21 protein-coding genes are annotated in these 23,213 nt (G+C 43.6%); 16 read left to right on the top strand and 5 right to left on the bottom strand.

All coding sequences use genetic code 11. The annotated features are described in order from the left end of the window. The first annotated feature begins 45 nt into the window (after positions 1 to 45). The 3 genes from AO498_RS04725 to AO498_RS04715 all read left to right on the top strand — a co-directional run bounded on the left by AO498_RS04725 (position 46) and on the right by AO498_RS04715 (position 1,933). The gene (locus tag AO498_RS04725) at positions 46 to 528 is read left to right on the top strand and encodes a GNAT family N-acetyltransferase (protein ID WP_067544293.1); all 483 of its coding nucleotides are present in this window, start codon (positions 46 to 48) and stop codon (positions 526 to 528) included. 68 nt (positions 529 to 596) lie between these two features. Beyond that, the gene (locus AO498_RS04720; RefSeq protein ID WP_067544292.1) at positions 597 to 1,331 is read left to right on the top strand and encodes an RluA family pseudouridine synthase; all 735 of its coding nucleotides are present in this window, start codon (positions 597 to 599) and stop codon (positions 1,329 to 1,331) included. 104 nt (positions 1,332 to 1,435) lie between these two features. After that, positions 1,436 to 1,933 (top strand): SixA phosphatase family protein, encoded by a 498-nt coding sequence (locus tag AO498_RS04715; RefSeq protein ID WP_067544287.1) that lies wholly within the window; start codon positions 1,436 to 1,438, stop codon positions 1,931 to 1,933. On the opposite strand, the gene AO498_RS04710 is transcribed toward AO498_RS04715, so the two are convergent. Beyond that, on the bottom strand, positions 1,930 to 2,691 hold the full coding sequence (locus tag AO498_RS04710; RefSeq protein ID WP_067550254.1) for a DeoR/GlpR family DNA-binding transcription regulator: 762 nt from the start codon (positions 2,689 to 2,691) through the stop codon (positions 1,930 to 1,932). The two genes, AO498_RS04715 and AO498_RS04710, sit on opposite strands and share 4 nt — an antisense overlap. Before the next feature lie 125 nt (positions 2,692 to 2,816). On the opposite strand from AO498_RS04710, the gene AO498_RS04705 reads away from it, so the two are divergent. The 3 genes from AO498_RS04705 (at position 2,817) to AO498_RS04695 (ending at position 6,765) form a co-directional block, all read left to right on the top strand. Next, positions 2,817 to 4,403, top strand: coding sequence for a glycerol-3-phosphate dehydrogenase/oxidase (locus AO498_RS04705; RefSeq protein WP_067544280.1), 1,587 nt, complete (start codon positions 2,817 to 2,819; stop codon positions 4,401 to 4,403). A gap of 15 nt (positions 4,404 to 4,418) precedes the next feature. Further along, the gene (gene glpK / locus AO498_RS04700) at positions 4,419 to 5,918 is read left to right on the top strand and encodes a glycerol kinase GlpK (RefSeq protein ID WP_067544279.1); all 1,500 of its coding nucleotides are present in this window, start codon (positions 4,419 to 4,421) and stop codon (positions 5,916 to 5,918) included. Between the two features lie 112 nt (positions 5,919 to 6,030). Beyond that, positions 6,031 to 6,765, top strand: coding sequence for an MIP/aquaporin family protein (locus tag AO498_RS04695; protein WP_067544278.1), 735 nt, complete (start codon positions 6,031 to 6,033; stop codon positions 6,763 to 6,765). Here AO498_RS04695 and AO498_RS04690 read toward each other — a convergent pair. Both AO498_RS04690 and AO498_RS04685 read right to left on the bottom strand, forming a co-directional pair. Continuing rightward, positions 6,762 to 7,376: a thiamine pyrophosphokinase gene (locus AO498_RS04690; RefSeq protein ID WP_067544277.1), complete on the bottom strand. Its 615-nt coding sequence runs from the start codon at positions 7,374 to 7,376 to the stop codon at positions 6,762 to 6,764. The genes AO498_RS04695 and AO498_RS04690 overlap by 4 nt on opposite strands. Beyond that, complete coding sequence (locus AO498_RS04685) at positions 7,376 to 8,362, bottom strand: dipeptidase (RefSeq protein WP_067544275.1); 987 nt, start codon at positions 8,360 to 8,362, stop codon at positions 7,376 to 7,378. Before AO498_RS04685 ends, AO498_RS04690 begins: the two co-directional genes overlap by 1 nt. Positions 8,363 to 8,597: 235 nt before the next feature. On the opposite strand from AO498_RS04685, the gene AO498_RS04680 reads away from it, so the two are divergent. The 3 genes from AO498_RS04680 (at position 8,598) to AO498_RS04670 (ending at position 11,876) form a co-directional block, all read left to right on the top strand. Beyond that, positions 8,598 to 9,110, top strand: coding sequence for a 3-hydroxyanthranilate 3,4-dioxygenase (locus AO498_RS04680; protein ID WP_067550252.1), 513 nt, complete (start codon positions 8,598 to 8,600; stop codon positions 9,108 to 9,110). A gap of 105 nt (positions 9,111 to 9,215) precedes the next feature. Continuing rightward, positions 9,216 to 10,502: a kynureninase gene (gene kynU, locus AO498_RS04675; RefSeq protein WP_067550250.1), complete on the top strand. Its 1,287-nt coding sequence runs from the start codon at positions 9,216 to 9,218 to the stop codon at positions 10,500 to 10,502. A 21-nt stretch (positions 10,503 to 10,523) separates the two neighbouring features. Next, entirely contained in the window at positions 10,524 to 11,876 is a 1,353-nt protein-coding gene (locus AO498_RS04670) for an FAD-dependent oxidoreductase (protein ID WP_067544273.1), read from the top strand. 12 nt (positions 11,877 to 11,888) lie between these two features. Here the strand turns inward: AO498_RS04670 and ruvB are convergent, their stop codons facing one another. Next, positions 11,889 to 12,920, bottom strand: coding sequence for a Holliday junction branch migration DNA helicase RuvB (gene ruvB, locus AO498_RS04665; protein WP_067544271.1), 1,032 nt, complete (start codon positions 12,918 to 12,920; stop codon positions 11,889 to 11,891). 107 nt (positions 12,921 to 13,027) lie between these two features. Here ruvB and AO498_RS04660 point away from each other — a divergent pair, with 107 nt between their 5' ends. The 7 genes from AO498_RS04660 to AO498_RS04630 all read left to right on the top strand — a co-directional run bounded on the left by AO498_RS04660 (position 13,028) and on the right by AO498_RS04630 (position 21,812). After that, positions 13,028 to 14,074, top strand: coding sequence for an FAD:protein FMN transferase (locus AO498_RS04660; RefSeq protein ID WP_067544269.1), 1,047 nt, complete (start codon positions 13,028 to 13,030; stop codon positions 14,072 to 14,074). 92 nt (positions 14,075 to 14,166) lie between these two features. Next, positions 14,167 to 14,919 carry a ZIP family metal transporter gene (locus tag AO498_RS04655; protein ID WP_067544267.1) on the top strand — a complete coding sequence of 251 codons (753 nt, stop codon included), beginning with the start codon at positions 14,167 to 14,169 and terminating at the stop codon, positions 14,917 to 14,919. 188 nt (positions 14,920 to 15,107) lie between these two features. Next, complete coding sequence (locus AO498_RS04650) at positions 15,108 to 15,371, top strand: DUF4212 domain-containing protein (RefSeq protein WP_067544263.1); 264 nt, start codon at positions 15,108 to 15,110, stop codon at positions 15,369 to 15,371. A 1-nt stretch (position 15,372) separates the two neighbouring features. Next, the gene (locus AO498_RS04645) at positions 15,373 to 17,058 is read left to right on the top strand and encodes a sodium:solute symporter family protein (protein WP_067544261.1); all 1,686 of its coding nucleotides are present in this window, start codon (positions 15,373 to 15,375) and stop codon (positions 17,056 to 17,058) included. Between the two features lie 28 nt (positions 17,059 to 17,086). Further along, positions 17,087 to 18,979, top strand: a complete 1,893-nt coding sequence (acs, locus tag AO498_RS04640; protein WP_067544259.1) for an acetate--CoA ligase — start codon at positions 17,087 to 17,089, stop codon at positions 18,977 to 18,979. 221 nt (positions 18,980 to 19,200) lie between these two features. After that, positions 19,201 to 21,144, top strand: a complete 1,944-nt coding sequence (locus AO498_RS04635; RefSeq protein ID WP_067544257.1) for a DUF294 nucleotidyltransferase-like domain-containing protein — start codon at positions 19,201 to 19,203, stop codon at positions 21,142 to 21,144. After that, positions 21,141 to 21,812 carry a 3'-5' exonuclease gene (locus tag AO498_RS04630; protein WP_067544255.1) on the top strand — a complete coding sequence of 224 codons (672 nt, stop codon included), beginning with the start codon at positions 21,141 to 21,143 and terminating at the stop codon, positions 21,810 to 21,812. Before AO498_RS04635 ends, AO498_RS04630 begins: the two co-directional genes overlap by 4 nt. Here the strand turns inward: AO498_RS04630 and AO498_RS04625 are convergent. Further along, the gene (locus AO498_RS04625; protein WP_067544253.1) at positions 21,801 to 23,204 is read right to left on the bottom strand and encodes a DUF4403 family protein; all 1,404 of its coding nucleotides are present in this window, start codon (positions 23,202 to 23,204) and stop codon (positions 21,801 to 21,803) included. The genes AO498_RS04630 and AO498_RS04625 overlap by 12 nt on opposite strands. Between the last annotated feature and the right edge of the window lie 9 nt (positions 23,205 to 23,213).

Here is a 23,213-nt window from a genome sequence, read left to right as displayed (position 1 = left end):
GGGGCATAGTTAACAAATTCGCAAATTACTCCCCAACAAATGCCTATGTATTCCCTCCGCGAAGGTAAAATCGAAGATTTACCAAGAGTCCTCGAACTGATCAAAGAATTGGCGCTTTATGAAAAAGCTCCTGAACAAGTCACCAATACCTTGGAGATGATGGAAAAGGATGGCTTTGGACCCAATCCCGTGTATGGGCTCTATGTCTGTGAAAAAAATTCCACCGCAGATATCATCGGTATTGCGATATATTACTACCGCTATTCGACTTGGAAGGGTAAAAGATTATACCTCGAAGACATTGTGGTCACCGAGTCAGAGCGCGGAAATGGCGCAGGAAAAATGCTTTTTGACCGCGTAATGTCCAAGTGCCTAGAGGACGGATGTACAGGTATGATGTGGCAGGTGCTGGATTGGAATAAACCTGCTATCAACTTTTATAAAAAATACGGAGCCTACCTTGAAGCAGGCTGGCTGAATGCGCATTTGCAGGATTATGAAATTAAAAAACTGTTGGATGTTGGGTGACCGATGACCGATGCATCTGACATCCAACATCTGTCATCCAACATATTCCCCTACCTTTGTGATTCATTATGAGAAAGAAACCATTTACTGTTGTCTATGAAGACAACCACCTCTTAGTCGTCAACAAGGCGGCGGGTGTTTTGGTCCAAGGGGACAAAACCAAAGACAAGACACTGACGGACTACTGCAAAGAGTATATCGCTGAAAAATACGAGAAACCGGGAGCGGTTTTTCTTCATCCCATCCATCGACTAGATCGACCAGTGAGCGGTTTGGTTGCATTTGCTCGAACTTCCAAGGGACTGGAGCGAATGATGGAGCTTTTTCGCAAGCGAGACATCCATAAAGTATATTGGGCAGTTGTCAAAAGACGACCCAAAGAAGAGCAAGGCAAACTCACTCATTGGCTCACAAAAGACGAAGTCAAAAACTTCGTGACTGCCCATGAACAAGAAGTTCCTGGTTCCCAAAAAGCAGAGCTTAATTATAAAGTACTCGGCAAACTCAATGACCATTGGCTTTTAGAGGTTAGACCAATTTCCGGAAGACCTCATCAGATTCGAGTTCAATTGGCATCCATGGGATGCCCGATCCGAGGGGATGTGAAATATGGATTTGCTAAACCAAATCCTGATGGCAGCATCAATCTGCATGCTTTTCATTTAGTTTTCGTCCATCCAATCAAAAAAGAAAAGATCTTCCTACGAGCAGCTCTTCCTGAAGTAGAGTTTTGGGAGCAATTCCTGGAATTAGAGGAAGTCAAAGCTAAGGACCAGCATTTGGACAATACCTTTTCGGGTTAATCAAAAAGATAGCTTCGCAGATGAAAAAAATGGCTTGCACTGAGGCAGGTCATCTATTTAGCGAAGCATATCTCTAACCTCGCGGAGCATATCATTCACAATCTATGAAAAACCTCTTTCTCCTATTCAGCCTACTTCTAATTCTTGGAGCTTGTACTTCACAAAACACTCCCAAGACAATTTTTATTGTTCGCCATGCAGAAAAGCAACTGAATGGGACAGATCCACAACTCGCCTACGCTGGCGAGGTTCGTGCCAAAAGACTGGCTCAAATCCTTCAAGATCAAGCGATCCAACATGTGTTCTCCACAGATTATGCACGTACGAGAAATACCGGCAAGCCTACCGCTGATGCTGCTGGATTAGCCATTGAAATCTATGACCCAAAAAATCAAGAGGCATTTGCAGAACAACTTCGCAAAATGGAGGGAAATAGTCTCGTGATTGGCCACAGCAATACGGTGAGTCAGCTTGCCAACTTTTTTGTGGAAGAAGGAGAAGGATTTGCGGATCTAACTGATTTGGAATACGATTTTATCTATGTGGTGACTTTTGAAAAAAATAAGACCTCCGTACAGCGAAAGGTCTATCAAGACTTCTAAACCACGACAACTTCTATTCCTTTTTCTTCGAGTCTTTCTTTATAGATAGTGGGAATACCCGTATCCGTAATAATCACATCGATATCCTCAAGTTCACCGATTTTCCCAAATCCTTTTCTTCCAAACTTCCTGCTGTCTGCCAATACTATGGTCTTTTGGACAGATCGAATCATTTGGGCATTCAGATGAGCTTCCATCATGTTGGAAGTGGTCAGACCATGATCCAAACTGATGCCATCCACGCTCAGAAATAATTTGCTGCATGCAAAGCTTTTTAGCATTTCCTCTGCAAAATGCCCCACTGCAGAACTGCTACTTTTCCTGACTACTCCCCCCAGCTGCACCAATTCAACTTCTGAAGTATCGATTAAAGCTAAGGCCACATTCATCGCAGAAGTCAAAACAGTCAAGGGAAGATTTTTGGGAATCGCTTGAGCAAAGGTTCCAACCGTTGTTCCGGAGCCGATGATAATGGCATCTTTAGGCTCTAAAAACTCCAAGGCACGTTGAGCAATTCGGTTTTTTTCCTCCACCTGTTCCAGTTTTTTAACCTGAACAGATCGATCAGAAACATAGGGAGAAACAGAAGTAGCACTTCCGTGAGAACGAAAAAGAAGCCCTTTATCCTCTAAAATTTTCAGGTCTTTTCGGATAGTCACGACAGTCACTTGAAGCGACTTTGCCAGATCAGAAACACTGACAAATCCACTTTTTCCCAGTTCATCCAAAATATGCTTATGTCGCTCTGCGATGGTCATTACTTTCATTTTTCTTTTCGAAAGTAATTAAAAGAAAGTAATTAGAAACAAATTTTAGATTATTACTTTCTTTTTGTTTCCTTTTATTTCCTTTTGAATTACTTTTAGAACCGAAGGGAAAGAAAATGAACAGAGAAGAAAACATTAGGCAATTAAGCGAAACGTCTAAAACTTGGGATATTGCCATAATCGGCGGAGGATCTTCCGGATTGGGAGTGGCATTGGACGCCATAAGCCGGGGGCTTTCGGTTGTCTTATTAGAAAAGGCTGATTTTGCCAAGGGCACTTCCAGCCGAAGCACCAAGTTGGTTCATGGCGGAGTCCGATACCTTGCCCAAGGAGATATTTCGTTGGTTTTGGAAGCGCTAAAAGAGCGGGGAATGCTTTTGAAAAATGCTCCTCATCTAACCGAAAACCAACCCTTTATTATTCCTATCTATTCTTGGTGGGATCGAATTCAGTATAGTGCAGGGTTAAAGATTTACGATTGGATGGCAGGGAGATTACGCCTTGGGAAATCTCACTTTATTTCAAAAAATGAAACTATTCGCCGGCTTCCCGCTGTAAATCAATCGAAACTGAAAGGCGGAGTTGTCTATCACGATGGGCAATTTGACGATGCTCGATTGGCATTGAATATTGCACAAACTGCCGATGAGCTCGGAGCTTGTGTGCTGAACTATATGAAAGTAACCAGCCTCATCAAGGATCCTTCTGGCAAACTTACCGGGCTACATGCAATCGACAGTGTTTCCAAAAAACGGTTTGAGATCAAAGCCAAAATGATAGTCAATGCCACGGGTGTTTTTGCAGATAAAATCCTGCAAATGGATAATCCGGAGGCCCCAAAAACCATCCAACCCAGCCAAGGGATTCATTTGGTGATGGATCTAAGTTTTTTAGGCGGAAAAGATGCTTTGATGATTCCAAAAACCAGAGATGGGAGAGTGCTTTTCGCAGTACCTTGGCATGGTCAGTTGGTAGTAGGAACTACCGACACGCTTCGGGAAAAACCCAAATTGGAACCTGAAGCTTTGCAGAAGGAAATAGATTTTGTGCTCGAAACTGCAAGTGGCTACCTAACTAAAAAACCAACAAGAGCTGATGTAAAGGCAGTTTTTGCCGGACTTAGACCTCTCGCCCGACCGAAGGAAGGAAGCACCAAAACCAAGGAAATTTCAAGATCTCACAAGGTAATTGTCTCCGAAAGTGGACTCGTGAGTCTGACTGGAGGCAAATGGACCACCTTCCGAAAAATGGGCGAAGATACAGTGGACTATTTCACTCAAATTACCTCAAAAAGCATTGCTCCAAGTAAATCTCTGAACCAAAAAATCCATGGGCACACCACCGACTTACCTTCCGGCCATTGGAAAATCTACGGTTCAGATGCCTCAAAAATTCAAGCACTTGCTAAGACACATGCTGAATGGTCAGAATTAATACATCCCAACTTTCCAAATATCCTTGCTGAAGTCGCTTGGTCCTGTCAAAACGAGATGGCGATCAAAGTAGAAGATGTTCTTTCCAGAAGAATTCGTATGTTGATTCTCGATGCGCAGGCAGCGTTAGATTCAGCGAAAAAAGTAGCTCAAGTTATGGCGACAGTTTTAAATAAAGATCAATCTTGGATCGACACTGAACTTGAGGATTTCAGAAAAACTGCCACAAAATACTTGATAAACCCATCGTCTAAACCATTGCATACCTAACCAGTAAACCCGAAAATGTCCCAAAACAAACCTTACATTTTGGCCTTGGATCAAGGTACTACGAGTTCCAGAGCCATAATTTTTGATCAAAAAGGGCAAATCATCTCCGTTGCCCAGAAAGAATTTAAACAATACTTCCCTAACCAAGGATGGGTTGAACATGATCCAGAAGAAATCTGGTCGAGTCAATCTTCCGTCATGATTGAGGCCTTGGTGAACAAAGGAATTCGAGCCGATCAAATCGCAGCCATAGGAATCACCAATCAACGCGAAACAACTATAGTCTGGGATCGAAAAACAGGGAAAGCGCTTTACAATGCGATCGTATGGCAAGATCGAAGAACCGCCTCCTATTGCAATGGACTCAAGGAAAAAGGATTTGCTGATCAAATCGCAGAGAAAACAGGCTTAATAATCGACGCCTACTTTTCAGCGACTAAAATTCGCTGGATTTTAGAAAATGTGGAAGGGGCAAGACAAAAAGCCGAGGCGGGAGAATTGGCGTTTGGCACGGTAGATTCCTGGCTGATTTGGAAATTAACCGCCGGACAAAGTCATCAAACGGATATCACAAACGCCAGCCGGACGATGATTTTCAACATTCACACCCAAGCATGGGACAAGGAATTACTTTCCCTTTTTGAAATTCCTGAATCCATGCTTCCAGAGGTAAAAAGCTGCAGTGAGATCTTTACCGAAACTGCAGGCGATGTACTGAATACCAAAATACCAATCGCAGGAGTAGCCGGGGATCAGCAGGCAGCTCTTTTTGGACAGCTTTGCACCCAACCCGGAATGGCTAAAACCACCTACGGAACGGGTTGCTTCTTGGTGATGAATACGGGTAAAGAAGCAGTAAAGTCCCAAAACCAATTGCTCACAACTGTCGCTTGGAAAATCGGGGATGAGATCAATTATGCCCTCGAGGGCTCCGTATTTATCGGCGGAGCGGCAATTCAATGGCTTCGTGATGGGATTGAACTTTTCAGTCATGCCAAAGAAACTGAAAAATTGGCCACCAGCCTGGATGATAATGAAGGCGTATATTTTGTGCCTGCTCTTGCTGGACTCGGAGCGCCCCATTGGGACCAAAATGCAAGGGGAGCTTTCTTTGGAATCACCCGAGGTACAACCATTGCGCACATGACCCGAGCAGCCTTAGAAGCAATTGCTTACCAAGTGTATGATGTACTCAAGGCTATGGAAAAAGATTCGGGAAAAGCCACTCAAGAACTCCGGGTCGATGGAGGGGCTACTGCCAACAATTTCTTAATGCAATTCCAAGCTGATCTATTGGACTGCGAAATCAAACGTCCAAAAATCATCGAAACCACCGCCATCGGAGCAGCATTTTTAGCAGGCTTGGCCGTCGGGTTTTGGAAAAATCAGGAAGAATTGCAAAAATTATGGGAAGCAGATCAAGATTTCGAACCGAAAATGGAACCCTCAAAACGCGAACAGCTGGTTAAATTTTGGCATAAAGCTGTAGAACGATCTAAAAACTGGGTAGAATGAAATCGAACTTCACTTCAAAATCATTCTCTAGGAGGAATCTCAGCCTAGCGAAATTCTCCCCAGAAAAAATCAAATCAATCAATTTGCCCTGTAAAAACCCAATCCTAAACAGATGAACCCAATCGTTGCAGAATTTATCGGAACGGGCATATTGCTCTTGCTCGGCTCAGGAGTAGTAGCCAATGTCATATTACCTGGCACAAAAGGAAATGGCGGTGGATTAATGGCGATTACCACAGCTTGGTCTCTGGCAGTCTTTTGCGGAGTAGTCGTGGCAGGTCCGTATAGTGGCGCTCACCTCAACCCAGCAGTAACAATTGGTTTAGCGGCTGCGGGAAAATTTGATTGGGCGATGGCACCTGGATTTATTTTCGCTCAACTTGCAGGAGCAATGCTTGGATCAGGTTTGGCCTGGCTGATGTACCGTCACCATTTTGATATGGCTGAGGATGCAGGATTAAAGCGAGCACCTTTCTGTACTGACCCAGCGGTAAGAAACTTCACCACAAGTGTGATTTCTGAAGTTTTAGGGACCTTTGTCTTGATATTCGTGATCTTATACATCACCGGCGCCAAAATCGAAGACACCAACGGAACTCCCGTCGGTTTGGGATCGGTGGGAGCATTACCCGTAGCTTTTTTGGTTTGGGTAATTGGGCTCGCACTCGGTGGCACCACAGGGTACGCCATCAATCCGGCCAGAGATCTGGGGCCGCGTATTATGCATCAATTATTGCCAATCAAAGGAAAAGGAAGTTCAGATTGGGGCTATTCTTGGGTCCCGGTGACTGGGCCAATCCTAGGAGCTTTATTAGCAGTTGGAGTATATTTCTTGGCTGGAGTTTAAGACATCACTCGCTCCCCTATCCAAAAAATATCGGGACTAGAAAACTCCGAAATGCCTTCAGGCAAATCAATTTGAGTCAAATATTGTATCGGAAAAAGCAATTGGCCGTTGGAATTTGAAAGTTCCAGCGGCTGATTTTCTTTAGCCAAAATTCGAATCTCAGAAGTTGCAAACCATTTTTTGAACTTTCCTTCCTTGACCGGATAATACTTCCATTCTTCGTCCAAAATCGTCAAATCCAACAGCGCTATTTTGGAGTGAAGGCATTCCAAGTTGATGGGATCAAAACCCACCAAATGAACTCCTTTGTGTTGAGAAGCAAGGAGAAAATGAATCCCTTCCTCAAGCGGATCGGACTGGGAAACTGTCAAAAATCGAACGGGATATTGCTCCTCCAAAAGGTGAAAATTAGTCCGTTGAAACTCAGTAGTGGCCAAAATCACGTCAATTTTGATCCCCCAGCTCAACACCACATCGACGCATTCTTGCGCAACCAAAACAGTTGGAACCCACTCCAACAAGGGACTCACTGCATCAAACGATATCCCGGCTGTATTCAGGATAAATACTGCAGGTTCTTGTTGTTCTTTCACAAAATGATGACTAGACATTAGCTCCAGAGTTTTTGGTAGAAATTGAACACATTTTCAAAAGCCAATTTACGCAATTGAGACTCCGACAAATTTTCGCTCATTTGGTCTAAAATAGAAGGATACTTGCCGGCATTTTCAGCTAAGGGAAAGTAGAATGGGTGGCGGCTAGGGTCTGGAAAATCCTTGGTGTAAAAAAAATCAGCCCCAAAACAGATCGTGTTTTCATTTAATTGAGCCCCATGGAGCAGATGTTCAAACAAGCGTTCGGGCACCTCATTATCTAAAAACGCTCTGAGAAAATTCACTCCAATAATTCCTCCTCGACGGATGATTTCTTGAGCAAATTCATCACTGAGATTACGCTTGTGATTCCAGATCGAGCGGAAATTGGAATGGCTTGCGATCACCGGAATAGGCAGATGATGCCGATCAATGTGTTTCAGAATCCCTTCAGCAAGTAAGTCTGATGTATGCGACAAGTCTATTGGAATCCGCTTTCCTGCCATATAATCCAAGAGACGCTTTCCATCTTCCTTCAGACCGATCCCTTCGGTATAATTTCCTCCACCGAATCGGTTTTCAGTATGATGGGTCAGACTAATGTAAGCCAATTGACCGACTTGCTCGACAATCGAATCAAACTGTCGATAGATTTCAGTCCAGGTAGAATTTTCCGTACCAAAACCTGCAGCATTTTCCACCGAAGCGATGATTCCGATTTGGCCTTTTTCAGATTGATTTCGGATGAAATTTCCATCAAACCGGCAAACCGTTTCTTTTTCTTTGCGCAGCAACTCATCAAAAATAGCCGCCTGCTTGGTGGCCAAGGCCCTACTTCCCGAATCGACCGTGGTATAAATCGCCATGACCTGCATCTTGACACCTCCCTCTTGCATCCATGGAAAAGCGCAGGCAATTTGGTTTTTGTCGAAAGGGTCTGCACCGGGAACTACCGCAAAAAAAGACAGGAGGTCACAGTGCATATCAGCGATAGGAAAAGGCATAGCAGTTTGGGTTGATTACGTTGCTAAAGTTTAGCTCAGGCCAAATTTACGAATGACGATTTACGATTTACGACCTTTTTATGTTCCTCAAGCATTAAAGATCAAATTGGAACCTCATGAATACGAAAACCTCATAACTGAAATTGTCCTAAAGCCCCCCGGCAAAACTCTCCAGCCTGAATTTTTCTTTTCAATACCTATCTTTGAGTTCATCTTAATTCAAATCCATCAAAAAATGGCTGTAGCAAAACCTTTCAACTTCAAAAAATGGATCGATGACAACCGACACCTCCTTAAGCCACCTGTAGGCAATCAGCAGGTGTACAAGGGAAATGATGATTTTATCGTCATGGTTGTTGGTGGTCCGAATTCCAGAAAGGACTATCACTATGACGAAGGAGAGGAATTTTTCTACCAACTCGAAGGAGATATCATTCTGAAAATCATTGAAGACGGCAAACCCAAAGATATCGAAATCAAGGAAGGCGAAATCTTCCTTTTGCCTGCGAAAGTTCCTCATTCTCCACGCCGTCCTGCCAATACCATCGGGTTGGTGATGGAGCGCTACCGCAGACCCGGAGAAAAAGACGGTTTCCTTTGGCATTGTGAAAATTGCGGAGAAAAACTTCACGAAGAATACGTCGAGCTCACTGATATCGTCACCCAACTCCCTCCCATCATGGAGAGATTCTGGTCTAATATGGATTTGAGAACTTGCAAAAGCTGTGGGACAGTGATGGAAAAGTAAAGTCAATAGTCCACTGTCAACAGTCGACAGCAGGAAAACCCAAACTTCAAACCTTATTTTCTATGGCGGCGGACTGTAGTCCGTCGACCCTTGACAAGAAAAATTATGAACCCAAATACATTTGAATACTCCGAATCTTTTGCACGAGAAATGGATGCAAAAGATAAGCTTGCTCATTTCCGAACCCGATTTCATTTTCCTAAAGTAGAGGGTAAAGAAGCCATTTATTTTTGCGGCAATTCTCTTGGTCTACAACCAAAATCCGTCAAAGACTATTTGGGAAAAGAGTTAAGTAATTGGGCGGACCTAGCGGTGGATGGACACTTTCATGGAGAAGATGCTTGGTATCATATCCGTAAAAAGTCAAAACCGGCTTTAGCCGAAATTTTGGGCGCACAGGAGCATGAAGTGGTGGCCATGAACAATCTTTCGGTTAATCTTCACCTGCTGATGGTTTCATTTTATCGTCCGACCAAAGAGCGCTACAAGATCATTGTAGAAGCAGGAGCTTTTCCTTCAGATCAGTATATGCTGGAAACTCAGATTAAGTTTCACGGACTCAATCCTGAAAATGTATTACTAGAACTCAGCCCAAGAACTGGAGAACATACTCTTCGGACAGAAGACATTTTAGCAGAAATCCGAATACATGGAGACTCTCTTGCCATGGTGAATATGTCGGGGATTCAATACTACACTGGACAACTCTTTGATTTAAAAGCCATCACGGCAGCAGCTCATGAAGTGGGCGCTATGGCAGGTTTTGATCTTGCCCACGCTGCCGGAAATGCAGTCTTAAAACTCCATGATTGGGAGGTAGACTTTGCTACTTGGTGTAGTTATAAATACCTAAACTCAGGCCCAGGCAACGTTTCAGGAATATTTGTTCATGAACGTTATGCGGAAAGACCCGACTTGCCCCGTTTTGCAGGATGGTGGGGACACGATGAAGGAGAGCGGTTCCGAATGGAAAAGGGCTTCGTACCCATGCACGGTGCAGACGGTTGGCAATTAGCAAACTCCAATGTCTTGGCTTTGGCGGCTCATCAGGCTTCTTTGGATATTTTTCAGGAAGCTGGCATGGAAAATTTGCGTGCAAAAAGCGAACGATTAACGGCTTACCTTGAATTTCTAATCGAGCATATCAGTGGTAATTCCGGTGTACTGGAAATTATCACTCCAAAAAATCCAGCGGAAAGGGGCTGCCAATTATCTTTGTTGATACACCGAGGCGGAAAAGCCGTTTTTGATGAATTTTATAAACATGGTGTTGTCGGGGACTGGAGAAACCCTAATGTAATTCGCCTAGCCCCTACTCCACTGTATAACAGCTACTTGGATGTTTTCCGATTTGCAACCATTTTGGAACAATCCTTGGAGAAATTCGCTTAAAAGAGGCGAGAAACTTAACCAATGAAAAATAATACTATTACCATCTTAGGAGCCGGTTTGATCGGCAGTTTGATGGCTATATACCTCAAGCGTCAAGGTTTGGATGTTCAAATTTATGACAAACGACCTGACAAGCGAAAAACGCCATATGACGAAGGAGGACGCTCCATCAATATGGCTTTAAGTCATCGAGGATGGAAAAGCCTCGAGCAAGTGGGACTGAAAGACAAAGTCCTCCCGCTTGCAATTCCGATGTACGGAAGAAAAGTACACGATGAACATGGAGGAACTACTTTTATTCCTTACGGAAAAGCCAATCAGGCGATATACTCCATTTCCAGAGGAAAATTCAATCAATTATTAGCAGAGGAGGCAGAACAGCTTGGAGCTCAGATTCACTTTGATCATAAATGCAGTGAGGTGGATTTTAGGAAGCACGAAATCACCTTTGAAACTCCCTCAGGAATCGAGAAACTTTCTCCAAAAGTCATTATTGGAGCGGATGGAGCCTACTCCGCGCTTCGAATGTCCATGCAAAAGCAAATCCGATTCAATTATCGTCAGGAATATATTTCACATGGATATAAGGAACTGACCATTCCTCCAACAGCCCAAGGTGAGTTTGCGATGGACCCGAATGCGCTCCATATTTGGCCAAGAGGAAAGTTTATGCTGATTGCACTTCCCAATCCAGATAAGTCATTCACCTGTACTTTGTTTTTACCTTTCGAGGGAACCAAAGTTTGTTTTGAGAAAATTCAGGACTCCCAAGACTTGGATACAGTCTTCAGAGCCTATTTTGACGATGCCTATCAGTTGATGCCCGATTTGAAAACCGAGTTTTTCAAAAATCCCACTTCTGCTTTAATTAATGTGGAATGTTATCCTTGGGTTCAGGGAAACTCCCTTCTGATCGGCGATGCTTCTCATGCAATGGTACCTTTCTATGGACAAGGAATGAACTGCGGCTTTGAAGATTGCTACATTCTCAATCAACTGATTGAAAAACTTGGTACTAATTCTTGGGATTTGGTTTTTGAAAAATTCCAGAAAAAGCGAAAGCCAGATACGGATGCCATCTGTCAGTTAGCCATGGAAAACTTCATCGAAATGCGAGATAGTGTAGCTGATCCCAAGTTTCAGCTTCGCAAAAAAATCGAAGCTAAACTACATGAATTATACCCCAAAGAATGGATCCCGCTGTATTCCATGGTGACTTTCTCAGATATGAGCTATACGGAAGCCTATGCTCAAGGAAAACTTCAGGAATCCATCATGGACCGTGTAATGGCAGATCCGCTGATTACTGAAAACTGGAAGAACTTGGATTACGAAGACATCATCAATCAGATGGAAACGGCAAAAGCGGTGTAATAGCCGCTTCCATCACAAATCAAACAAGGTCCCACTTGCTCCAGTCGGCTTGATTTTAAGATGTTTGTAGGCTAATTCAGTTGCCATACGACCTCGGGAAGTCCGCTTCATGTAGCCTTCTTGAATGAGAAAAGGTTCGTAAACCTCCTCAATCGTCTCTGCCTCTTCTCCGCAAGCTGTGGCAATTGTACCTAATCCTACCGGGCCACCTTTGAATTTTTCTATGATCGTTAAGAGGATTCGGTTATCCATTTCGTCTAGGCCATTTTCATCTACATCTAAGGCATTTAGGGCCAATTTTGCAATTTCCAAGGTGATCGTTCCATTCCCCTTGACTTCTGCAAAATCACGAGTACGACGTAGAAGCATATTCGCAATCCTTGGTGTTCCTCTACTTCTGCGGGCTATTTCAAAGGCTGCAATGTCATCAATTGGTGTTTGGAGAATTCCTGCAGATCGGCTTACAATGTCTGTCAGCAGCTTGGCATCATAATATTCCAAGCGTGAATTGATCCCAAATCGAGCCCGAAGGGGAGAAGTCAGCAAGCCAGATCGGGTAGTCGCACCAATTAGGGTAAATGGATTGAGGGAGATTTGAACAGACCGGGCATTTGGTCCTGAATCCAACATGATATCAATTCGAAAATCCTCCATCGCTGAATAGAGATATTCTTCCACGATGGGATTGAGTCGATGAATCTCATCGATGAAAAGCACATCACCTTCCTCCAAGTTGGTCAGCAGGCCTGCCAAATCGGAAGGCTTATCAAGCACCGGACCAGATGTAATTTTAATTCCTGCCTGAAGTTCATTGGCGATGATATTACTCAAGGTAGTTTTTCCCAATCCTGGAGGACCATGTAAAAGAACGTGATCCAATGGCTCATTGCGCTTTTTTGCAGCATGAACGAAGACCCTGAGATTTTCCAAAATTTTGGCCTGACCAGTGAAATCATCAAAGCTTAGTGGGCGTAGGGCACGCTCAAATTCACGGTCTTTGGGACTCAAATGATCCTCATCTCCTTTTAAATAATCTTCTCTCATGACTAGTCGGCTACCCACAAATATAATCAAAAGCCCATGTCCTGCTTGGTTGAGTTTTTCGATGCTTGATAAAAATTCACCTAAATTTGTTAGAAATTAATTCCTGCATGAACCTTCGTCCTCTTCCCATCTTAAGTCTGTTTTTTCTCCTGATCCAATTCGCTTCTTGTGATGGATTTTTGAAAAGACACGGAGAAGAAAGTAGTCCTAGGATGAATTTTGGTAAAAAAGAACTTACCAAAAATCGAATGGGGATGGAATTAAATCTGGTGTATTTGGACTCAGCCAACCGGGATTTTACTACCGCAATCGATTCGATTTTGATACACTTAGAAAATTCAGTTTATGCTGGGGCATCTAATTCAGAATTGTCCAAGTTCAATCAAATGGACACTCTTTTATCTCCAAGCAGTGAACTTTTGACCTGGATGAAAAAAGCCAAAAACTGGAATTTAGAAACCAACGGGGCAGTAGAATTTACTGAAAAGCCGATGGAAGATATTTGGAGTTTTTCTGCATCAGGACCAAGGCTTCAGGATAGTGTCGACGTGGGATATTTTTTAAATCGAACCGGATTTTCGAAAGTTTTATTTTCTGATTCGATGATGGTTAAGCCCATGGATTTGAAGATTGATTTTTCAAAAATCTCAGCTGGAATAGCCTTGGATCGAATCGCATCTTTCCTCAAAGACCAAGGAATTCGGAATTTCTATCTGAAAATGGGAGCAAGTGAATTGGCAAACGGGGTGAATGAAAACGGAGAACTATGGAAATCATCCATCAGCTATTTGATCGATAGTACTGAAAAATCTGCGTCCGGATGGATTGCCCTGCAAAACAAAGCCATTTCTGCTTGGGGTGATGAAAGTAACTATTACCTCAACGATTCCTTAAAAACAGGTTTTATCCTGGACCCTAGAACGGGCTATCCGGCTAATCACGGTTTACTCCGAGCAGTGGTCATCGGAACAGATTCAGAGACTACTGATGCCTTGGCGGATTATTTACGGATATCTGGAAAGTCCACCGCATTTAGACTGGATTCCCTTCGAGATGATGTTCAGTTTCTGTTGATTTACCACGAGCGAGGCGGAAAGCTCACCCAATACATCAGTCCAGAACTGATCCAATTTCTTTCCTTTCCGGTTAATTGAAGATATAAATGCAACATTATTGAATTTTTGTACCTTTGTTGCAGTTATAGCCCCAATATCCCTCTGAATACGGGGATATTGGAATTCACATCATGGGAATAAACTTTCTTCTTCTCTTTCTTACCGCCATGTTTGCGGGCCTTTTGGTCTTTTTTGCTCCGGTATTTCGGGATAAATACTTCAAGCTAGTCTTGGTTTTTGCGGGCTCCTACCTTTTCTCAATTACGATTCTCCACATCATTCCCGAACTTTTCGCAGCAGGATATTCCAATGGAGAAATGGGATTGTATATTCTAATTGGTTTTTTGTTGCAGCAATTACTGGAATTTTGGTCTTCCGGAATTGAACACGGACACATTCATAAGCACCAATCTGAAACCTCCAAAGGAGTTTTGACTTTGATGTTGGGGCTATTTATTCATGCCTTTCTGGAAGGGACATTACTTTCGCATGGAAGCGTGATCGGTGCTGACCAAGTCAATCTTGGCCATGTACACAATAACAAAACCGTCTTGCTAGGAATCATCATGCACAAAGGACCTGCTGCATTTGCTCTTGCCGCAGTTCTTTCTGCCTCACTTTCTAAAAGATGGACCTTTGCCCTGCTTACATTATTTGCATTGGCCTCCCCATTAGGTATGTTTTCGAGTTCTTTTTTTATTGACAATGGCCTTCTATCCAAAGAAGGTATCGGAATACTTTACGGCTTAGTGACGGGAGGATTTCTACATATTTCCACCACCATATTTTTCGAAAGCAGTCCCCATCATAAGTTTCAGCTCAACAAGCTTTTGGTTACATTTTTAGCTGCTGGATTGGCCATGATTTCAGAATATTTGATTTAGGCCTTTTTTCTGAATTTGGTGAAAGGACAAAAACTTTAAGGAAATTTTTAGCTTTTTCCTGTAAAAGCTTTTGGATTCTCGGGGGAGATTCGAGTATTTCATTTATTGAAAACAAATGCGGAATTTCTTTTTGAAATAGAAGCATTCGAGTGGAATTTCATTTGTGTTTTCAATAAAAACCCAAAATTATGACCGATCCCAAATCCAACTCTTCCGCCTATTGGAAGAAAAATCTCCAAACACTTCTCTTCCTCTTAGCCATCTGGTTTGTGGTGTCTTTCGGCTTCGGAATTCTTTTGGTGGAACCACTTAATTCGATCAAAATTGGGGGATATCCCTTAGGTTTTTGGTTTGCTCAGCAAGGTTCGATTTACGCCTTCATCGCGGTGATTTTTATTTATGTGGTCCGAATGAACAAGCTGGATCGAGAATTTGATGTAAACGAGGACTAAGATGGAAATTCTCACCTGGACGTACATTTTGGTTGGGCTGAGTTTCGCCTTGTACATCGGAATTGCCATTTGGACCAGAGCCGGTTCCACCAAAGAATTTTATGTAGCAGGAGGCGGTGTATCTCCCTTAGCAAACGGGATGGCAACAGCTGCCGATTGGATGTCTGCCGCATCTTTTATTTCGATGGCGGGATTGATCTCTTTCGCAGGATATGATGGATCGGTTTACCTCATGGGTTGGACGGGAGGCTATGTACTTCTTGCACTTCTTTTAGCTCCCTACCTTCGAAAATTCGGAAAATTCACAGTTCCGGATTTTGTCGGGGATCGGTATTATTCCAACAAAGCCCGTGTAGTGGCCGTCATTTGTGCTTTGTTCATTTCCTTCACTTATGTTGCCGGACAAATGCGAGGCGTGGGCATTGTATTTTCCAGATACCTTGAAGTTCCCATCGAATGGGGAGTAGTCATCGGAATGTGTATTGTCTTTTTCTATGCCGTTTTGGGTGGTATGAAAGGAATAACCTACACGCAAGTGGCGCAATATTGCGTGCTGATTTTTGCCTATATGGTACCTGCCATATTCATCTCGATGCAACTCACAGGGAATCCTATTCCTCAATTGGGGTTAGGAGGAAATTTGGAAGAAGGCGTTCCCCTATTGGAAAAACTAGATGGGGTATTGGCTGACCTTGGGTTTAAAGAATACACCGCAGGTCGGAAAAGCATGGGGGATATCTTTATGATTACGCTGGCACTGATGGTGGGAACTGCAGGCTTGCCTCATGTGATCGTTCGTTTTTTCACAGTTCCCAAAGTGAAAGACGCCAGACTTTCTGCAGGGTATGCCTTGGTATTTATAGCCATCCTATACACTACTGCTCCTGCCATTGCGGCATTTGGCATTTATAACGCCATCCAATCCACTTCTGAAAAAGAAATTTCTGAGCTTCCCGTTTGGGTTCAAAACTGGCAAAAAACCAACCTGATTTCTATTCAGGATAAAAATAACGATGGAAAAGTACAGTATGTCGCCGATCCTGCTGTCAACGAACTCACCATTGACAAAGACATCATGGTCTTGGCTAGTCCAGAAATTGCCGAATTACCCAACTGGGTGGTTGGATTAGTGGCAGCTGGGGCCATGGCCGCAGCATTATCTACAGCTGCAGGCTTACTCCTTGTGATTTCCACCTCTGTTTCTAGGGATTTGGTTAAGACCTTCAAACCGGAAATTTCTGAGAAAAAAGAACTTCGAATTGCCCGACTAGCGGCAGCAGGAGCGGTGATTTTGGCTGGTTATTTTGGAGTGAATCCTCCTGGGTTTGTGGCCGAGGTAGTCGCATTTGCTTTTGGGCTAGCTGCGGCCTCTTTCTTTCCGGTGATCATTTTAGGGATTTTCTCTACTCGAACCAACAAGGCAGGCGCCATTACAGGGATGATCGCAGGCTTGGTATTTACTATCGCCTACATTTCCTATTTCAAATTTATTGCCCCCGAATTGAATAACTCTGAACACTGGTGGTGGGGAATTTCACCAGAAGGAATTGGCTCCGTAGGCATGTTGATCAACTTTGCCTGCTGCTATTTCGTGTCCAAATTTACTCCTCCTCCACCGGCAGAGGTACAAGAACTTATCCAAGAAATCCGAATCCCAAGAGGTGCCGGACAAGCCGTAGATCATTAATTGAATTTTACCCCAAAACCATAATCTCATGAGTGACAGACTTCATACCCTCAGCGGATACCTGTACGAATACCAAAAAAGCGTAGCACAGCCCGAAGAGTTTTGGGCAAGAATTGCAGATTCTTTTCATTGGAGAAAGCGCTGGAACAAAGTGCTCAAATGGAATTTCGAAGGTCCAGATGTGAAGTGGTTTGTGGATGGAAAGCTGAATATCACGGAGAATATTTTTGAAAAAAACTTATATACCATCGGGGATCGTCCTGCAATTATTTGGGAACCCAATGAGCCAGATGAACCCACTCGAACACTCACTTATCGTCAACTTTTCAGAGAAGTATGTCGATTTGCAAATGCTTTAAAAGCTAAAGGAATCGGAAAAGGCGATCGCGTGATCATCTACATGCCGATGGTACCAGAGGCAGCCATTGCCATGTTGGCCTGTGCCAGAATCGGCGCGATTCACTCCGTGGTATTTGCAGGGTTTTCCAGTACTTCTTTAGCAGACCGCATTAACGATTGTCAAGCAAAGGCCATTTTAACTTCGGATGGAAATTACCGTGGCAACAAAAAAATCACAGTAAAAGGAGTCGTAGATGAGGCCCTTGAAAAATCTTCCGTTGAAACCGTAATCGTCTACCGACGAACTGGACAAGGCACAGCGATGGTTCCGGGAAGAGATTTCTGGTGGGATGAGGTATTGGAAGGGCAGTCAGATGAAAACGCTGCCGAGGAAATGGACAGCGAGGATATGCTTTTCATTCTTTACACCTCAGGGTCTACAGGAAAGCCAAAGGGAGTGGTCCATACTACTGGCGGATATATGGTTTACACGAAGTATTCCTTTGAAAATGTATTCCAATATTCTCCGGGTGATGTGTACTGGTGTACTGCCGATATTGGCTGGATTACTGGGCACTCTTACATCGTTTACGGCCCACTATTAGCCGGAGCAACGACCTTGATGTTTGAGGGTGTTCCTACTTATCCACATCCAGGAAGATTCTGGGAAGTTGTGGAAAAACACAAAGTGAATGTATTTTATACTGCACCCACAGCCATTCGTGCGCTTCAGGCTTTCGGAACTGAGCCCATTGAAGGATATGATCTGAGTTCATTGAAAGTATTAGGATCAGTCGGGGAACCGATCAACGAAGAGGCTTGGCATTGGTACCATACCCATATCGGGAAAGGCAACTGCCCTATCGTGGATACTTGGTGGCAAACAGAAACCGGGGGAATCATGGTTTCTCCACTTGCAGGAATCACTCCAACCAAACCAGCCTACGCCACACTTCCTCTTCCCGGTATCCAACTCAGTATTGTAGATGCAGAGGGAAATGAACTCACCGGCAATGCCGTAGAAGGAAATCTTTGCATTAAGTTCCCGTGGCCTTCTATGATTCGAACTACCTATGGAGACCATGAGCGATGCAAGCAGACCTATTTCTCCACCTACAAAAACATGTATTTCACTGGAGACGGGGTAAAGCGTGATCACGACGGCTACTACCGAATTCTAGGACGAGTGGATGATGTGATCAATGTTTCAGGACATCGCATGGGTACTGCAGAGGTGGAAAACGCCATCAATGAGCATCCTAAAGTCATCGAATCTGCCGTGGTAGGATATCCTCACGAAGTCAAAGGACAAGGCATTTACGCATACGTGATCTGCGACATGACTAACCGTACCGAAGACAATTTGATCAACGAGATCAAGGACACGGTATCCAAAATTATTGGACCAATTGCCAAGCCGGATAAAATTCAGATTGTTCCAGGTTTACCAAAGACTCGGTCAGGAAAAATCATGCGACGAATTCTCCGAAAAGTGGCGGAGGGTGCTTTGGACTCTATGGGTGATACCTCCACACTTCTTGACCCAGAGGTGGTTGAGAAAATCATCGAAGGAAGAAAATAAAGTCAGTCTTTAGATTTAAGATAGTAGACTCAAGACGTAAGACTTTCACAGTTTTCTTAGGGTTTTTCAATTGAGGACTGAGAGCATTTTGGAAGGCTAAAAAGAAAATGAATGTAATCTTCCTGGGTAAAATCAGGAGGGAAATACTTGCTTCTTGGGTCCTGTCTCTAGAGTCATATATCTAGTGGCTACTTTCTTGTATCTAACCTGTTGGATCTTTCATGAACGTCATCGTCAATCGAGTTGCTGAATTTCTCCATCGCTTTCCTCCATTTTCATTTTTGGAGAGGGAGGATTTACTGTCTGTCGCGCAACAGGTAGAAATTCAGTACTTAGAAAAAGGCGAAACCCTATTTACACAAGGAGAGCCGGCCCGTCCCAGTTTCTTTGTTTTAAAGGAAGGCACCATCCACTTGGTTGAAAAAACCCAAAACGAAGAAGAAATTCGGGAGATCTGTGACGAAGGGGATGTATTTGGGGTATTGGCTCTTTTGGGAAAAAGACCTTATTTATTAACCTCAAGGGTCATTCAAAACAGCTTGATTTATGCGATACCGGTTTCTGTTTTTGAAAAAATCCTAGAGAAAAACAGCCGAGTTTCTTTGTTTTTTGCGGCAGGATTTGCTGCAGGGCAGGTGGTGGTCCGACAAGACCTTTCTCAAGGACAAAAGGCGAGGAGTGTTCTCAAAACCCAAAACAAAGACCATTCATTACTTATTTTCTCTGAAAAATCAGCCTTAACGATTTCCGAATCAGTCCTTACTTGTCAGCCCAATTGTAGCATCAGCAAAGCAGCAAGCCTGATGGCACAATCTCAAGTAAGTAGTATCGTGATCACGAATGCGGATGGATTCCCTCTTGGAATTTTGACTGATAAGGATCTCCGATCTCGTGTGCTAGCGGTTGGCTTGGACCCGAATCATCCTGTCTCTAAAATCATGACCAGTCCGGTGATCACTCAAGCCCGACAGGATGATTTTTCTACGATCTATCTCACCATGATCAAAAATCGCCTCCATCACTTGGTATTGACTTCGGATGGAACTGATCAATCTCCAGTGACAGGATTGATTTCTGATCATGATATTTTTCTCTCCATGGGAAATAGTCCTGCCATTTTGATCCACGCCTTAGTGAATGCGAAGGAGATTTCGGAAATGAAGGCTATCCGCGATCGGGCCGAAGCGATGCTTCGGTACTATTTGGAAAATGAAGTGGCCATGGATTTTGTCTCTTCGGTGATGACTGAGATCAATGATTTGATCATCAAAAAAGCCGTAGAAATGGCAAAAAGCTCACTTTCTGAGGAGTTCTCAGCATTAGAATCCTACAAATTCTGCTTCCTTTCCTTAGGAAGCGAAGGCCGGGAAGAGCAACTATTACGGACTGATTTGGATAACGCTATTCTCTATGAGGATGTCCCAGACCATCTTCAGGAACAGGCTAAGATTTACTTTCTGACACTTGGGTCACAGGTCCTTGAAACGCTTTTAGCTTGTGGATTTGAACCTTGCCCCGCCAAAATGATGGCCAATAACCCTGATTGGGTGCAGCCTTTGAGTCAATGGAAAACCTATTTTTCCCAATGGATTTCCCTGCCAACTCCAGAGGCTTTGCTGAAGTCTTCCATATTTTTTGATTACCGACCGGTCACTGGGTTCAAGCCCTTGGCGGAGGAATTAACGGAGCATATCTATCAGGAAATTCGGGTGAAGAAGGGTTTCCTTAATTTCCTCGCAAAGAGTGCGGTGGATACCCCACCACCTTTGGGATTTTTCAAGGACTTCATTGTCGAAAAATCCGGGGATCATCGTGATCAGTTTGACATCAAATCGAGGGCCATGCTTCCGCTGACCGATTTGGCAAGGGTTTTAGTCCTGAGTCAAGAAGTCGTGGGAGTCAATAACACCTTCAAGCGATTTGAAAAATTAGCGGAACTGGAGCCTGGACATGCAGAATTATTCACCCAAGCAGGGAAGGCCTACGAAATCCTGATGCGAATGCGAGCCATCGAAGGCCTCGAAAAAAATAACAGTGGCCGATACCTTTCTCCTACTTCACTCGGAAAATTACAACGGCAGCTTCTCAAAACTACTTTTCTGCCAATTTCTGATTTGCAGGAAATAGTTCGGATTCGATTTCAACTCGATTTATTCCGATCATGAGCTGGATAGATTGGTTCAAGTCATCTAAGCCGAGGGCTGCATTTTTGGAAGGATATGTCGCTGCAAACACAGAAAAAATCCCTGGCATTCGTCCCATCGATCAATTAACCTTTGTAATCCTGGATACTGAAACGACCGGTTTTGATCCAAATTCCGATCATGTGCTTTCCTTTGGAGGTATTAAAATCAAAAAAAATATCCTTCAGATCGCTGATAGTGTGGAATGGTATCCCAAGACAGATCGCCAACCCAATGCTACAGCTACAGTGCACGGAATCCTCCAGCAAAGAAATCAACTGGAATTGAAAGAATTTGCCGTGAAATTGGTGGAATTTCTGGGAAATGGAATCCTTGTGGGGCATCACGTAGGCTTTGACCTAAGTATGCTCGCTCAAATTTTGAAGCCTTTTGGGCTTTCCAATTTCCTAAACCCAGTGATCGACACCGTGCAGTTTGCTATCCGATTGGATTACGGACCATTGGCCGATCTCTCTCAAATCGCCAAAGAGCCCTATAGTCTGGATCAACTTTGTACCCGATTTGGAATCCAGCTTGATGATAGACACACCGCTGCAGGTGACGCTTTTTTGACAGCTCAACTTTTCCTTAAAATGCTCAAAGAAGCTGAAAAAAAAGGAATTCGAACCTATTCTGATTTATTCCGGTAGGCTTTTCCAGCTGTAATTCATTACTCCCGAAGCTGTGAAAAAAACAGTCAATCCTTGGGGAGATGGATAGAAATTTTTGGGTTGAATTTGAAGGGAATCGAGTCCAAGATCTACCCAAGGGGTATTGATTTTCAAGCGATCTTGAATTCCCGAGATACTGGAATCGAGGGTTTCAGCAAGAGAAAACCGAAGCTTTCGTTCCAATTGTTTTTTTATTCTTCGCTTTCTCAATTGGGTGGCAACTTGAACTTTCTTTTCCTCCGATTCGAGAAAGAAATCCACATCAGAAAACGCCAAGACCTTTTCCTCAGGATCAAAAGTGGGTGTACCTATCAGCAAGAATTTTCCGAAAATGGGGTCCTTACCTGATTCCACCGCTTCAAAATCCATGGAAACCCCAAGTTGATCTCCGAAGGCCTCCGAAGAAAAATTGGACGGAATAAATTTCATCCGAGAATTGATCGCTATGCCTGTTCCTTCAAAATTCTGAGTGATTAGCTCATCGATCGATTCATACGAAATAGTCAAAGGAATCTGAATATCCAGTTCAGAGGCTACATTAGAATTCGGCTGAAGCGCAGGTAGTGGAAATGCTCGAGATGGGACCCCATCGATAGGATGAGGGATCACCTCCCCGTTTAGACCTAAATTAAGCACCAAGGTTTGTGCTTGAGGATGAAGATTTTCCCCCACCAAAACTTCCTTGGGTCGAATGGAAAAGGCTCGTTTTTCTCCTAAGAAATCAACTACGACAGGCTTTCCAGCCTGTTCCCAAAGTTGATCCACTTGGGCTTTGATAGAAGCTACCTGCTTCTTTTCCATCAGGCTTTCCTGAATATATTTCTGAATCTCTTGCTCAACAAAGCGACTTAAATCAACTCGCATTCCCAATACATTCAAGGATATTTCCCCACCTAAATCCAGCATTTCCAAGCTGGAAACTCCGATAGACCAATTATGAGAAATCTGAGGATTCACCCTGAAAACAGGGGATAGTTGTTGATTAATCGGGACTTTTCCTCGGAAAAGATTCCGGATACCCCCGGGCTTCAGTCCCAATTCACCCGTCAATTGCAAAGGCAGCGTGACCTCAAGCTGATCCGCATCGATCGCCTTCAGCTGGATCATTCCAGCCTTGACCAAAAACAAATCACCTTCAATTCCATTTCCAAAGTCAAGTTTTTCGCCAAGATTGACCTGTGGGGGAGTGGCTTGAGTCAAGATCATTTCCAAGGTCCTCAAAGGGATTTCCAAAGGAACATTCACCTTAGAAATTGCAGCAGGAACTGGTCGAGACGGCCCTGGAATGGGCCGAGTACTCGAACAGGAAAAATGAATCCCAGAGCACAAAAGCAGTCCCCAGCAGAGGATGGAAGAAAATGAAATTTTCATGGTTAGTTT

Source organism: Algoriphagus sanaruensis, from assembly GCF_001593605.1.
In the GTDB taxonomy this organism is placed as follows: Bacteria; Bacteroidota; Bacteroidia; order Cytophagales; family Cyclobacteriaceae; genus Algoriphagus; species Algoriphagus sanaruensis.
The sequence above is the reverse complement of the archived record's forward strand: the minus strand, read 5'-3'. Positions and strand labels throughout refer to the sequence as shown.

Bases quoted from the DNA above. Each gene is read 5' to 3' on its own strand.
- AO498_RS04705 (WP_067544280.1), top strand. From the start codon at position 2,817: ATGAACAGAGAAGAAAACATTAGGCAATTAAGCGAAACGTCTAAAACT.
- AO498_RS04715 (WP_067544287.1), top strand. From the start codon at position 1,436: ATGAAAAACCTCTTTCTCCTATTCAGCCTACTTCTAATTCTTGGAGCT.
- AO498_RS04655 (WP_067544267.1), top strand. From the start codon at position 14,167: ATGGGAATAAACTTTCTTCTTCTCTTTCTTACCGCCATGTTTGCGGGC.
- AO498_RS04625 (WP_067544253.1), bottom strand. From the start codon at position 23,204: ATGAAAATTTCATTTTCTTCCATCCTCTGCTGGGGACTGCTTTTGTGC.
- AO498_RS04690 (WP_067544277.1), bottom strand. From the start codon at position 7,376: ATGTCTAGTCATCATTTTGTGAAAGAACAACAAGAACCTGCAGTATTT.
- AO498_RS04710 (WP_067550254.1), bottom strand. From the start codon at position 2,691: ATGACCATCGCAGAGCGACATAAGCATATTTTGGATGAACTGGGAAAA.
- AO498_RS04645 (WP_067544261.1), top strand. From the start codon at position 15,373: ATGGAAATTCTCACCTGGACGTACATTTTGGTTGGGCTGAGTTTCGCC.
- kynU (WP_067550250.1), top strand. From the start codon at position 9,216: ATGAACCCAAATACATTTGAATACTCCGAATCTTTTGCACGAGAAATG.
- glpK (WP_067544279.1), top strand. From the start codon at position 4,419: ATGTCCCAAAACAAACCTTACATTTTGGCCTTGGATCAAGGTACTACG.
- AO498_RS04725 (WP_067544293.1), top strand. From the start codon at position 46: ATGTATTCCCTCCGCGAAGGTAAAATCGAAGATTTACCAAGAGTCCTC.
- ruvB (WP_067544271.1), bottom strand. From the start codon at position 12,920: ATGAGAGAAGATTATTTAAAAGGAGATGAGGATCATTTGAGTCCCAAA.
- AO498_RS04670 (WP_067544273.1), top strand. From the start codon at position 10,524: ATGAAAAATAATACTATTACCATCTTAGGAGCCGGTTTGATCGGCAGT.
- AO498_RS04630 (WP_067544255.1), top strand. From the start codon at position 21,141: ATGAGCTGGATAGATTGGTTCAAGTCATCTAAGCCGAGGGCTGCATTT.
- acs (WP_067544259.1), top strand. From the start codon at position 17,087: ATGAGTGACAGACTTCATACCCTCAGCGGATACCTGTACGAATACCAA.
- AO498_RS04685 (WP_067544275.1), bottom strand. From the start codon at position 8,362: ATGCCTTTTCCTATCGCTGATATGCACTGTGACCTCCTGTCTTTTTTT.
- AO498_RS04720 (WP_067544292.1), top strand. From the start codon at position 597: ATGAGAAAGAAACCATTTACTGTTGTCTATGAAGACAACCACCTCTTA.
- AO498_RS04695 (WP_067544278.1), top strand. From the start codon at position 6,031: ATGAACCCAATCGTTGCAGAATTTATCGGAACGGGCATATTGCTCTTG.
- AO498_RS04650 (WP_067544263.1), top strand. From the start codon at position 15,108: ATGACCGATCCCAAATCCAACTCTTCCGCCTATTGGAAGAAAAATCTC.
- AO498_RS04635 (WP_067544257.1), top strand. From the start codon at position 19,201: ATGAACGTCATCGTCAATCGAGTTGCTGAATTTCTCCATCGCTTTCCT.
- AO498_RS04680 (WP_067550252.1), top strand. From the start codon at position 8,598: ATGGCTGTAGCAAAACCTTTCAACTTCAAAAAATGGATCGATGACAAC.
- AO498_RS04660 (WP_067544269.1), top strand. From the start codon at position 13,028: ATGAACCTTCGTCCTCTTCCCATCTTAAGTCTGTTTTTTCTCCTGATC.